Genomic DNA, 12,269 nt, shown 5'->3' on the forward strand with positions numbered 1-12,269 from the left:
GGCGCCCTTTTTAGGTAAAATATTCAATCCGCGCTCGTGGAAACAGCCGTGCAATCTGCTGTTCCAAATGGGTACGCAACTCGTTGGCCTGCTGATCCGGGTAGACGTACTTTCCCTTGCCGTATTTACCCCACTTGTACTTCCGCTCCGACTCGTCCATCTTCAGCTTGGTCTTCGGATAGCGTTTTACGATGAGGTTCTTGGCTACCTTGGTAAACCGGTGCTGGATCAACTCGAAGGTCAGATCCGCCATTGCTTCTGGCGGCAGTTGGTCATGCAGGTTCTCCAGCAACTGCGTGTATCCCTGTTCCCAACCATCAAACCGGTATAGAGGGGCTATGATGAAGCCCAATGGATACCCCGCTCTGGCCACCTGTCCGGCCGCCTGCAGCCGCTGTCTAAAACTGGATGTCCCAGGTTCAAAATGCTTGATCACATAGTCTGCGTTGATGCTGAAACGAAATCGTGTGTGTCTGTTATGATCCACGTCAAGCAGCGGCTCCACATGGTGAAACTTGGTCACAAAACGGAGTCGGCCGTAGGGCTGCTGGGAAAAAAACTGAACCGCCCGCTTCAGGCTCCCGGTGATGTGCTCTATCGCCAGCGGGTCAGAGGTGCAAGCGGCCTCAAAACGGGTAATCTCCGGCTTCCGCTCCTCGATGTACTCCTCGGCTCGCTGGAAGATTTCATCCGTATTGACATAGACACGAACATAAGGTCTGCTGCCGATGTTCGTATTCAAATAACAGTAGTGACAGTGAGCAGCACAGCCGGTAGCCAGCGGCAGGGCATACTCTGCCGACGGTTTGGACTGCTCAAACCTCAACGTCCGCCGTACCCCTACTACCAGCGTTCGTTTGGCATTCCGGTATTTTTCCACGTCGGTTTCGCCAGGGATTCCTCGCACCTGGTTATGGCTGGTGGTCATCTCGATCGGGATGCGCTCCGCCGTATATCGTCTGTACAGTTCCTCCCCCAGCGGGTATTGCAGCGCACCCGGTTCAAAAAAACCCGGTCGGGTACAAATAGATTGGATATCTTCCCTGTTCGATCCGCTTTTTCCTGCAGCGTAGTCGCCACTTTTCTCCCCCCTCGGTGAGTAGTATCCCCACAAAGTCAGAATGCAGTGGCGCCATGATCTCACAGTGCGGCCTCTATAAAATCCTTTTTTTGTAAGTTCCCAACAAGGCAAGCGCTCGTTCTTTTTGCGTTGATGGCACCTGCAAATGATAAGTGTGCAAGTTCCCTTTTTTGGTGCCGTACAACCTGACACGTATCCCCCGGTTGGCCAAATAGTCGCGACATTGCTGAGCTGCCCTCGGCAGTCCATAAGATGTATGAATGGTGACCCATCTCGTCCACATTACATTCCCGCCCCTCATATGCCTTTTTCATAATGTAAGCGCATGAGCGGAGATTCGTGTCAGATTTGGCTGATCCTCGCCCAGTGATTCGTCGGGCCATGTCCGCCTCCGATTCGGGGAGCCGTAGCAATTGCTTCTACAATAAATCGTTTCGCCTTCTCCGTTGCCGTATCGATTGGCGTACCTTTTGCCAGTTCTGCCGTCAACGCCGCCGAGAAGGTGCACCCGGTGCCATGTGTATGACGGGTGTTGATTCGCTGATGAGGCAGTGCGTGAAAGTGAGTCCCGTCAAACAATAGATCGACAAGCTCGTCCGAGTCGAGATGCCCACCTTTGACGATCACATGACGGGCCCCAAGCGCGTGAATCCGTCTGGCCGCCTCCTCCATCTCGGCCCTTGTTTCAATCGACATCCCGGTCAAACATTCCGCTTCCGGCAGGTTTGGGGTAACCACTGATGCCAATGGCAGCAGTTCCTGCTTCATCGCCTCCACCGCGTCGTCCTGCAGCAGTTTGGCACCCCCTTTGGCAACCATCACCGGGTCCACAATCACCTGTGCGATCTGGTACTCGCGAATAAGTCCGGCAACGGCCCGGATAATCTCTGCGTCAAACAGCATCCCCGTTTTCATCGCATCTGTGCCAATATCCTGCAGTACCTGCTGCATTTGGTCTACTACCGCTTCTGCCGTCAGCGGGTACACGCCTGCTACCCCGCGTGTATTTTGTGCAGTAACAGCGGTGATCGCGCTCATTCCGTATACGTCGAATTGATGAAAGGTTTTTAAATCTGCCTGAATCCCAGCTCCTCCCCCACTGTCCGATCCTGCCACAGTCAGGGCTACTGCTCTTTTCGTCTCCATCATTTCCACTCCCGTTTACGCTATCTAATGATCCGGTTTTGTTTCCGCATCTCTTTTCATTTAAAGTATACCATCGTGCCAGTCGGATCCCAAGATGTTTCCCGCAGATCAACAGGTTTCCTCTCACACCGCCGATACACGAAAAAGCGATCGATTGCAACGTACAAGACATACGAGCTGATTAGTTTTGTCCAAGACCAACATTTTTAGTTTTGAAAAAAAATGTTGTAACAATTCATTTTTTTGTGATAATGTTTCCTCAGGGAAACTTTTATAACCATAGAGAAAAGAATTGGGGAGGGACAAACGATGTTTTTCAAATCAAAGCGTCTCATGAACACGCTGTTCGCCACTCTGATGGTAGGAGCGGGCATATTGGCAGGCTGCGGCGGTGGTACCGCACAGCCACAGACCGGCACCGCCGGCGGGGGGGCTAGTCCAGCGGCAGTAGCTGACAGCTCAGGAGAAGAATCGAAGCAATGGAAGGTTACCGTCACCACCGGAATGGTTGGCGATCTGGTAACTAACATTGGCGGGAATCATGTAGCTGTCACTCAACTGATGGGACCCGGCGTTGACCCGCACTTGTTCAAAGCATCTCAAGGAGATATCGCCCGTATTGATGAAGCGGAGATCATCTTTTACTCTGGCCTTCATCTGGAAGGCAAAATGGGCGAAATTTTCGAAAAGATGAGCAAGCAAAAGCCGGTTATTCCGGTCACCTCGGCGATTCCGGAATCTGACCTGATGGCCGATCCTGCCGCGCCGGATCAGTACGATCCACACGTCTGGTTTGACGTCAGTATGTGGATCAAGACAATCGATGTCGTCCGCGATGAGCTGAGCAAGCTGGACCCGGCGAATAAAGCGGAATACCACGCCAATGCAGACGCTTATCGGAAGAAGCTGGAAGAACTCGATCAGTACGCCAAGGAACAAATCGCTACGATCCCGAAAGACCAGCGGGTTCTCGTTACCGCCCACGATGCGTTCAGCTACTTTGGCCGAGCCTATGAGATTGAAGTAATGGGACTGCAGGGCATCAGCACCGCTTCCGAATACGGGCTGAAAGACGTGCAAGGTCTGGTCGATACCCTTGTCAGCCGCGGCATCAAAGCGGTGTTCATCGAGTCCTCCGTGCCAAAAAACTCGATCGAAGCTGTCGTCGAAGGGGCCAGGGCCAAAGACCATACCGTCGAGATCGGTGGCGAACTGTTTTCGGACGCCATGGGTGAGCCTGGTACGGAAGAAGGCACCTACATCGGCATGGTGAAGCACAATGTGGATACCATTGTTACATCGCTGCAATAACACAGAGGAGGTAGAATAACGATGACAACTGGATTGCCCCTCTCTGTTCGCGACCTGACTGTCGCCTATCAAAAGAAACCGGTCCTGCGCGGGGTTACCCTCGACATCCCCGAAGGGAACCTGATCGGCATCGTCGGTCCCAACGGAGCGGGCAAATCGACGTTTATCAAAGCAGTGCAAAACTTGATCCCGGCCGCTTCCGGCCAGGTTTCCATCTATGGCAAACCTTATAAAGAGCAGCGCCGTCGGGTGGGTTACGTGCCTCAGCGGGAGTCGGTAGACTGGGATTTCCCGACCGACGCCCTGGATGTCGTCCTGATGGGCACTTACGGCCACCTGGGCTGGTTCCGTCGCCCCGGCAAGGCGGAGCGGGAATGGGCGCTGGAATGTCTGAAAAAGGTGGGGATGGCTGACTACGCAAACCGACAAATCAGTCAGCTCTCCGGCGGTCAGCAGCAGCGGGTGTTCCTCGCTCGCGCGTTGGCGCAAAAAGCCGACCTCTACTTTATGGATGAACCGTTCGCCGGCGTGGATGCGGCGACCGAAAAGGCGATCATCCTGCTCCTCGACGAGTTGAAGGAGCAAGGAAAAACGGTGCTCGTCGTCCATCACGATCTGCAAACCGTGCCTGAATACTTCGACTGGGTCGTGCTGCTTAACCGTCGGATTGTCGCCGCAGGGCCAACCGAGCAAGTGTTTACCGCTGAGCTGCTGCAGAAAACATACGGAGGACGTTTGCACATTCTCGCCGATCGGCTGGCACCAGAAGCAGCCGGTCACAGCGGGAGGGAAGCCTTATGAACGTATGGCAACTGCTGCAGGACCCCAACACCCAGTGGGTATTGGCCGGCTGCATCCTGCTGGGGGTCAGCAGCGGCGTGCTTGGCTGCTTTGCATTTCTGCGGGGCCGTTCGCTGATGGGGGATGCCTTGGCACACGCTGCACTTCCCGGCGTGTGCCTGGCCTACATCGTGAGCGGCTCCAAGTCGATCGGTCTGTTTCTGATCGGAGCTGCGATCGCCGGACTGATCGCCAGCTATTGCATCGCTATGATTACCAAACACTCTCGCATCAAGGAAGACTCGGCGCTGGCCATCGTCCTCTCTGTTTTTTTCGGGTTTGGCATCGTCTTATTAACCTATATTCAGCACAGCAACCAAGGGAACCAAAGCGGCCTGGATAAATTCCTATTTGGGCAGGCGGCTTCCTTGGTAGGAGACGATGTGGTTGCGATGATTGTCGTCTCCGCTACCCTGCTCCTCTTGACGACACTCTTGTTTAAGGAATTTAAGCTGCTCGTCTTCGACAGTGGTTTTGGCCGCGGCCTCGGATATCCGATGGAGCTGCTGGATGGTCTGTTAATGCTGCTGCTGCTGGTGTCCGTGGTGATTGGACTGCAGGCGGTTGGCGTCGTGCTGGTAGCGGCGATGTTGATTGCCCCGGCTGTTACGGCTCGCTACTGGACGGAAAAACTGGGAATCATGGTGGTGCTCTCCGGCTGCTTCGGCGCATTGAGCGGCGTTCTGGGAACGCTGTTTTCGACCCAGGCAGAAAACCTGCCGACTGGTCCCGTCATTGTGCTGGCAGCCACCTGCTTTTTTCTCTTTTCGCTCGTATTCTCGCCAAGTCGGGGAATCCTGTTCCGGTTCATCAGCTTCCTGAAACTGCGGCAAAAAGTACTGCAGGACGATGTGCTGCAGGCTCTCTACGAGCGAATGGAGTCTGATCATGCGCAAATGCCGTACCAACTGCGTCGCGGCTACACAGTTGAGAGCCTCGCTGCCAAATCAGGAAAACGGGCTGCCAGCGTACAGCAGGCACTCTCCGCCCTTCACCGTCTGGGATTGGTGGAACCAGCCGCTAGCAGCCCGACAGCAGACAGTTGGACGTTTACCTCTGCCGGGTTAAAGGCAGCATACGAATTGGTACTGAACCGACGGCTTTGGGATGTGTATCTGATGAATGAACATCATTATCAGTCGTTGTCCATTGATCTGAACCAGGAAGCGTTGACCACACAGCTTTCTCCCAGCGATTTGGAGGAGATGCTGCATCATCTCGAATCGTACAATCTGACGCCCAAACTGACGGAAAACAACATGTATGCCGGTCAACTGCAGACCAGCAAGCAAGGAGGGATATCATGAACAGCTTTTGGGTGATCCTAACCGGGGCGCTGGTAGCCTCCTCCTGCGGGCTGTTGGGTTGCTTTCTGATCTTGCGCCGCATGGCAATGCTGGGGGATGCGATCAGCCATGCCGTTCTACCGGGAATCGTGATTGCCTTTTTGTGGAGCGGCAGCCGTGAAACGCTGCCCATGTTGCTCGGAGCAGGTGCGCTCGGCCTATTGACTGTCTTTCTGGTGCAACTGCTCCATCAAAACGGCGTGAAGAGCGATGCGGCGATTGGCGTCACCTTCACCGCTCTGTTTTCCATTGGTGTCATTCTGGTATCGCAGTACACGCAGCAGGTGGATCTCGATCTGGATTGTGTGCTGTACGGGGAAATCGCCTATGTTCCTTGGGACACCTGGGAATGGGCGGGTATGGACATGGGTCCTCGCGCGGTGTGGGGATTGGGCGGGGTATTCCTGCTCAGCCTGCTGTTGATCAGCTTGTTTTACAAGCAGTTCAAAGTATGCGCATTCGATCCGGCTATGGCGGCGGCAGTGGGCATTCCGGTTGTTCTGTTTCACTATCTGCTGATGGGACTTGTCTCCCTGACGACGGTAGCATCGTTTGAAAGTGTAGGGGCGATCCTCGTGGTTGCGATGCTGGTCGTGCCCGCCGCGACCGCCTACCTGTTGACCGACAAACTTCACGTGATGCTAATCTACAGTGTGATCATCGGCATCATCAGCTCGGTGCTCGGGTACGCGCTGGCCACCTGGCTGGACAGTTCCATCGCCGGTGCGATCACCACGGTGACCGGCCTGCTGTTTCTGCTCGCGTTTCTGTTCTCCCCCCGCTACGGTTTGGTGGTTAGGGCTTGGCATCGCAGAACGATGAGATGGGATCAGCAAACCAACCTGTAAAACCAGATAGCGGCCCGTTTGGTTGTTGCCAAACGGGCCGCTGTTTTGAACCGAGGCTTTACGCCTGATCAAACATCTGTTAGGATAAACGGCAAAAAGAGATAGGAATGATCCCGTCATGAGCTTTACTACCCTCATCGGTCTTATGTTTCTCTGTGCGCTGATCTGCCTGGTGATCGGCATCTTGACCAAAAAGTGGCTTGCCTTTTTCCTCTCCTCTTTCTGCTTTATCGCATCATTTGCCGCCGTGCTGTTTCTGTGGCTGTCGCTGGATCACATGTAACATGGCCTACTCATTTCCCAGACTGTCTACCGTACCAAAGTTGAAATAGACATACGGATCGTCCGGAGCCTCCACCGCTTTGACGCTGTCACCCTCCAAGACCAGCATGTCAAAGCCCTCCATGCTGCGCAGTCGGAGCGTCCCGCTCACTTCTACCCAACTGTCTGTCTCATACTTGCTTCCATTAGGGGATTCTACTAAGATGCCGTAGACACTGGCGTCAGCTGTACAGCAAGATACAGAAAAACGAGCGACGACGAACTGGTTCGGCTTGAAACCGGGCTGCCGGTAGACAAACCCCATCGTCCGCAGCTTGTGGCCGTCAAACTCTTTCGGAAAAAGATCAAGCGTGGTCAAGCCGTCCAAAAATAGCTTCTCGTCCAAGTGGATGGTTTCTTGTTGGTAGAGGTGGACAGCAATATCGGTGTAAAAATCACCAAATCCTCCTGCTGAAAATCGCTCGCGAATCTCCGAGTCCGCAGCAGGTGCTGTCTCTCCCGCCATCGAATCGGCTGCCGCGCTACCATCTGTCTCAGATTGTGGTTGTGGGTCAGACCCTTGTTCGCTGCTCTTGGCATCTATCTCAGGCTGCTTCTCTGTCATCCCTTCTGTCGAAGACAGGGCAGGATCCTCCCCCGCTCCGCTTGTCTCATCAGACCTAGACTGCACTGCCGCCTGGGTGGTTTTTGCTTCCCCCGACAGCAGATTCAACCCCCGCTTTTCCGCCACCTCACTGCCGAGAATTTTTTCCGGCATGGCAAATCCCATCAGCAGCGGCAGCAAAAACAATCCATAGACAATGACCGACTTCCACCAACTGCCCGGCAGGCTGTGGTCACCACTGCATGAACAGCTCTCCACCTTAGCCATGGTAGCCTGACGAAAACTTGCACATGTCAAGATGGCCAATACACCTAGTGTGACGTAGGCCAATCCTCGCATCCGCGGCGCCAGATAGAGATTGATATCGTCTGTCCAGATCAACTTGGCCAAAAGCAGGGTGAAGCCGGCCAACAGCAAACTTCGTAGGAAGTAATGACGTTTTTCCTTCTTCTGTGCCGTAATCCTTGTCTGTTTCATTCTTTCCCTCCGATCACAATGGCGTAAGCAAGGTGAAGACCATGACCAACAGACTCACCACTGCAATCAAACCGACAACGAAGCCTAGACGGAATGTAGTCAACAGCAGCAGCGTATTTTTGAAGTCAATCATTGGTCCAAATACCAGAAAAGCGAGCAGTGCCTGCGCGGGAAAGGTGGTGCCAAAGCTGGCCGCAATAAACGCGTCCGCCTCCGAACAGAGCGAAAACACGTACGCCAACCCCATCATCACCAGATTGGCGCTAAACGGGCTTTGACCAATCGATGCCAGCGCTTCGCGTGCGATAAACACTTGGAGGACGGCACTTACCAATGCGCCAAACAACAGGTATTTGCCCATATCGAAAAACTCGTCCACCGCATGGTAAAACGTCGCTAACAGTTTATCGTCCTTTGATTCGTGGTGATGATGGGCATGATCGTGATCTGCCGCAGCATGACGATGGCTGTGATCACCTTGCAGCACATGCTGCTGACGGCTGCGGAGAAACAGCCAGACCAACAGACCGACCAGCGCAGCGATGACGGCAGCCAGCACTCCCCGGTAGATCGCCATCTCGGGCTGCCGTTGAAACGCAACATAGGTAGACGTGAGAACGATCGGATTGACGACGGGACCCGATAATAGAAAGACGATACCGACGTATACTGGCATCCCTTTGCGGATCAGCCGTCGGATGACAGGCACGATCGCGCACTCGCAGACTGGAAACAAAAAACCGAGAAACGTGGCAAACGGAATCGCCAGCAGCGGATGTTTCGGGGTCCATCTGCTCACAGTCTCTTCCTTGACAAAGGTCTGAATCAGGGCAGAAAAGAAGACACCCATCAGAACGAACGGAATGGCTTCCAGAAGAATACTCAGAAAAATGGTTTTGACGTCAAGCCAGCGTGGAGACCAGTCTACAGCAACGCCCGACAGAAAGAGCGGCCGACCTGCAACCAACCAGTAGATGGCTGCCCCCAACAGCAGTGCACCGACGATTTCCCATAGCACTTTTTGCAATCCAGCGATCATGTTCCTACTCCTTTTGCCGAATGGTGAGAGGCAAGTGCCGAATGGCCTTGCAGCAGCTATGTCGGCCAACAAAACAAGGTTGTCTTGGCAGTCCCTGTGTACATATGTACGAGCAACGAATCGGAAAAATTCCGATTTACTTAATCTTCTCATATTATAATGGCAATGGGTGGATACGTAAATATCTTTACTATACGACGCAACCCGCAGGATGATTCCCTGCGGGTTGGTGTGTGTCCTATCTATGCAATGTCTTTAATCTTCCATGGTAGACAGGTCGCCGGTGGGCAGTCCCAACTCCCATGCCTTCAATACACGGCGCATAATCTTGCCGGAGCGTGTCTTCGGCAGGTTGTCGCGGAATTCAATCTCGCGCGGCGCAGCGTGGGCGGCCAAGCCTTTTTTGACAAACTGCCTGATCTCCTCCATCAGTTCATCACTTGGCTCATACCCGTCACGCAGTGCGATAAACGCCTTGATGATTTGACCGCGAACCGGATCAGGCTTGCCGATTACGCCCGCCTCGCGTACGGCAGGATGCTCTACCAGCTTGCTTTCCACTTCAAACGGTCCTACTCGCTCACCCGAGGTATTGATCACATCGTCAATCCGACCCTCGAACCAGAAATAGCCATCTTCGTCCATATAAGCCGAGTCGCCCGAGACATACCAACCGGGGAAACGGAAGTACTCGGCATACTTAGCTTCGTTCTTCCAGATCTTGCGCATCATCGAAGGCCAGCCAGTGCGTACCGCCAAGTTGCCCATGCGATTGGGCGGCAGTTCATTGCCTTCGTCGTCCAGGATCGCCGCTTTGATCCCTGGCAACGGCTTGCCCATCGATCCCGGTTTGATCGCCATGCACTTGTAGTTGGAGATTATCTGTCCACCGGTTTCTGTCATCCACCAGTTGTCGTGGATGCGCTGACCGTACACTTTCAAGCCCCAGTGTACCACTTCCGGGTTAAGCGGTTCGCCGACACTCAGGATGTGACGCAGGGAAGACAAGTCGAACTTTTTCACGACTTCGTCTCCAGCGCCCATCAGCATGCGAAACGTCGTCGGCGCACTATACCAGACGGTCACCTTAAATTTTTCGATGGCCCCATACCAGTTTTCCGGATTAAATCGGCCGCCGATGATCACATTGGTTGCGCCGTTGAGCCATGGTGCAAAGATACCGTAAGAGGTTCCCGTCACCCAGCCAGGGTCAGACGCACACCAATAGACATCGTCATCTTTTAGATCAAGCACCCATTTGCCGGTCTGATAGTGCTGAATCATCGCATTGTGCACATGCAGGACGCCCTTAGGCTTGCCGGTAGAGCCGGAGGTGTAGTGCAGAATCATGCCGGTCTCCCGGTCCACCCACTCAATATCCAGTTCCGAAGAAGCATTTTCCATCGCCTCGTGAAAATTCACCTGTCCTGCTTCCAACTCGCCTTCTGCGCCAACTAGGATCACATGTTTGAGGGCCGGCAGTTCTTTGACCGGCACACGCGGCAGCAATTCAGGCGTGGTCACGATCGCAACCGCTTCACTGTCTTCCAATCGGTCACGTACCGCTGCTTCCATGAAAGCTTCAAACAGCGGACCGATAATCGCCCCGATTTTTAGCGTTCCGAGAACGCTTACATAAAGTTCAGGAGAACGAGGCATGAAGACAAATACGCGATCTCCTTTCGCTATACCCAAGCTGCGCAGCACATTACCGAATTTATTGGACAGTTCGCTTAGTTGCGCAAACGTATATTGTTCTTCCCGATTGGGACCACTGTACAAAAGCGCCACTTTGTCCTTGCGATGGGTCAGCAGATGGCGGTCGATTGCTTCATAAGCCATGTTCACCTTGCCCGTCTCGTACCAGGTGAACTCTTTCTCCACTTCTTTCCAATCAAAGGTAGCATACGTCTTGTCGTAATCTTCCAAGTTGTATGTGCCTGGTGTCGGTGGTATCAATTGTGCCTTCATACGTTCACTCTCCTTCGTAAGATCCTCTATTTCTCTTTTCCTACAGGTATCATTATACACGATAATCTGATTCTTTGTTTGATAAAATCAGAACTTTTGCGCTGTTCAATCAACCATTCGCGCATCATTTCCCTAAAAAAGGAAGTATATATCGATGCTACGAAACTTCCATCCGATGTATGACAAAAAGAGTGGATATGGTTTTTAGCGTTGTTTTAGCGCTGTTGTCTACGCTCTTCAGTTGCAGAGAGGCTGCCTTGTTTCCATAAACTGTGCCCCCATTTTGTTCGCCACCCTCTGTATAATAGAGTGTATGACTATATGAATCGTAGAAAGGGTGATAGAATGGCATGGATTGTCTTTCTGTCTGCTTTTCTTCTCTTACTTGCCCGTGCATACCGAAATACGTTTCACCCCAATCTGAATCGTGTTTCGATTACGATAAAACGAGCCGAACTGGCAAGCCTACCTGTTACGGAACCTTTGCGAATCCTGCATCTGTCTGATCTCCACATGGAAAATATCTCGATTTCTGCGGAGCGAATTGTGGAAGACTGGCGCAGCGAACCGATTGATCTGATCGCCATTACCGGCGACTTTCTCGACCGTACCCGCAGTATTCCGAAGGCACTTGCTTTCGTTAAGACCCTGCAATCGCTACAACCGCAAATCGGCATCTATGCTGTGTTTGGCAATCACGACTACGTCCTCCCACCGAAACAGTTGGAACGCCTCAAGAGAGGACTAGAGAGCCTCGGATGTCGCGTACTGCAAAATGAAACGGAAACGCATCACTGGAATGGAACGAAGCTGCAGCTGATCGGTGTTGACGACTACGCCACACGACGAAGCGATCTCGCGAAATCGTTTGCCAATGTTGACGATGACGGCATCAAACTGGTGCTGACCCACGATCCCAACGTCGTCCTGGCGATGAAAGCCTACGAGTACGATTATCTCTTGTCGGGTCACTTCCACGGTGGTCAGATTCACTGGCCAAAACCTTATCATCTGATAAAAATGGGCAAGCTTCCGAAGATGAATATGGTAAAAGGTCTGCACTATCACCATAATCGCCCCTTCTACATCAGTGAAGGGTTGGGTCAGACGGGAGTCAATGTCCGGCTTCGATCCCGTCCGGAAGTTACCCTGCACACCCTTGCCATCCAGCATAAATCGGCCGCACAGCCTGTGGGAGAAGCAGCTGTGGGTCAGTGGGAGTCGGTTCCCGCATTGGCCGCAGACTAACTCGGCGGCCTACATTACTCCACACCTGCCCGCTCTGTCCCGTCTCGTATAACCAATACTGCCGTCTCACCGCCAC

Annotated in this window: 12 protein-coding genes; 6 read left to right on the top strand and 6 right to left on the bottom strand. The window is 53.2% G+C overall.

The window, feature by feature from the left end; translation table 11 throughout:
- Positions 1 to 10 precede the first annotated feature (10 nt).
- Genes splB through thiD form a run of 3 tightly spaced genes read right to left on the bottom strand, consistent with a single transcriptional unit; the run spans position 11 to position 2,227 of the window.
- Positions 11 to 1,144: a spore photoproduct lyase gene (gene splB, locus LOK74_RS11590; protein WP_230046773.1), complete on the bottom strand. Its 1,134-nt coding sequence runs from the start codon at positions 1,142 to 1,144 to the stop codon at positions 11 to 13.
- A gap of 10 nt (positions 1,145 to 1,154) precedes the next feature.
- On the bottom strand, positions 1,155 to 1,364 hold the full coding sequence (locus tag LOK74_RS11595; RefSeq protein ID WP_230046774.1) for a hypothetical protein: 210 nt from the start codon (positions 1,362 to 1,364) through the stop codon (positions 1,155 to 1,157).
- Positions 1,365 to 1,423: 59 nt separating this feature from the next.
- Positions 1,424 to 2,227 carry a bifunctional hydroxymethylpyrimidine kinase/phosphomethylpyrimidine kinase gene (gene thiD / locus LOK74_RS11600; RefSeq protein WP_230046775.1) on the bottom strand — a complete coding sequence of 268 codons (804 nt, stop codon included), beginning with the start codon at positions 2,225 to 2,227 and terminating at the stop codon, positions 1,424 to 1,426.
- A gap of 309 nt (positions 2,228 to 2,536) precedes the next feature.
- Between thiD and LOK74_RS11605 the strand changes: the two genes are divergently transcribed.
- The 5 genes from LOK74_RS11605 to LOK74_RS11625 all read left to right on the top strand — a co-directional run bounded on the left by LOK74_RS11605 (position 2,537) and on the right by LOK74_RS11625 (position 6,855).
- Positions 2,537 to 3,538, top strand: coding sequence for a metal ABC transporter solute-binding protein, Zn/Mn family (locus LOK74_RS11605; protein ID WP_230046776.1), 1,002 nt, complete (start codon positions 2,537 to 2,539; stop codon positions 3,536 to 3,538).
- 21 nt (positions 3,539 to 3,559) lie between these two features.
- Positions 3,560 to 4,339 (top strand): metal ABC transporter ATP-binding protein, encoded by a 780-nt coding sequence (locus LOK74_RS11610; RefSeq protein ID WP_230046777.1) that lies wholly within the window; start codon positions 3,560 to 3,562, stop codon positions 4,337 to 4,339.
- Positions 4,336 to 5,685, top strand: a complete 1,350-nt coding sequence (locus tag LOK74_RS11615) for a metal ABC transporter permease (protein WP_230046778.1) — start codon at positions 4,336 to 4,338, stop codon at positions 5,683 to 5,685. The genes LOK74_RS11610 and LOK74_RS11615 overlap by 4 nt, the downstream gene beginning before the upstream one ends.
- Positions 5,682 to 6,572: a metal ABC transporter permease gene (locus LOK74_RS11620; RefSeq protein ID WP_230046779.1), complete on the top strand. Its 891-nt coding sequence runs from the start codon at positions 5,682 to 5,684 to the stop codon at positions 6,570 to 6,572. The genes LOK74_RS11615 and LOK74_RS11620 overlap by 4 nt, the downstream gene beginning before the upstream one ends.
- Positions 6,573 to 6,690: 118 nt before the next feature.
- The gene (locus tag LOK74_RS11625) at positions 6,691 to 6,855 is read left to right on the top strand and encodes a hypothetical protein (RefSeq protein WP_230046780.1); all 165 of its coding nucleotides are present in this window, start codon (positions 6,691 to 6,693) and stop codon (positions 6,853 to 6,855) included.
- Between the two features lie 6 nt (positions 6,856 to 6,861).
- Here LOK74_RS11625 and LOK74_RS11630 read toward each other — a convergent pair whose 3' ends face one another.
- From LOK74_RS11630 to acsA, 3 genes are all read right to left on the bottom strand, one after another.
- Positions 6,862 to 7,935: a TIGR03943 family putative permease subunit gene (locus LOK74_RS11630; RefSeq protein ID WP_230046781.1), complete on the bottom strand. Its 1,074-nt coding sequence runs from the start codon at positions 7,933 to 7,935 to the stop codon at positions 6,862 to 6,864.
- Between the two features lie 13 nt (positions 7,936 to 7,948).
- Entirely contained in the window at positions 7,949 to 8,974 is a 1,026-nt protein-coding gene (locus LOK74_RS11635; RefSeq protein ID WP_230046782.1) for a permease, read from the bottom strand.
- Between the two features lie 255 nt (positions 8,975 to 9,229).
- The gene (gene acsA / locus LOK74_RS11640; RefSeq protein ID WP_230046783.1) at positions 9,230 to 10,945 is read right to left on the bottom strand and encodes an acetate--CoA ligase; all 1,716 of its coding nucleotides are present in this window, start codon (positions 10,943 to 10,945) and stop codon (positions 9,230 to 9,232) included.
- Positions 10,946 to 11,290: 345 nt separating this feature from the next.
- Here acsA and LOK74_RS11645 point away from each other — a divergent pair, with 345 nt between their 5' ends.
- On the top strand, positions 11,291 to 12,193 hold the full coding sequence (locus tag LOK74_RS11645; protein WP_230046784.1) for a metallophosphoesterase: 903 nt from the start codon (positions 11,291 to 11,293) through the stop codon (positions 12,191 to 12,193).
- Positions 12,194 to 12,269 lie beyond the last annotated feature (76 nt).

Source organism: Brevibacillus humidisoli, assembly GCF_020923435.1.
Classification (GTDB): domain Bacteria; phylum Bacillota; class Bacilli; order Brevibacillales; family Brevibacillaceae; genus Brevibacillus_E; species Brevibacillus_E humidisoli.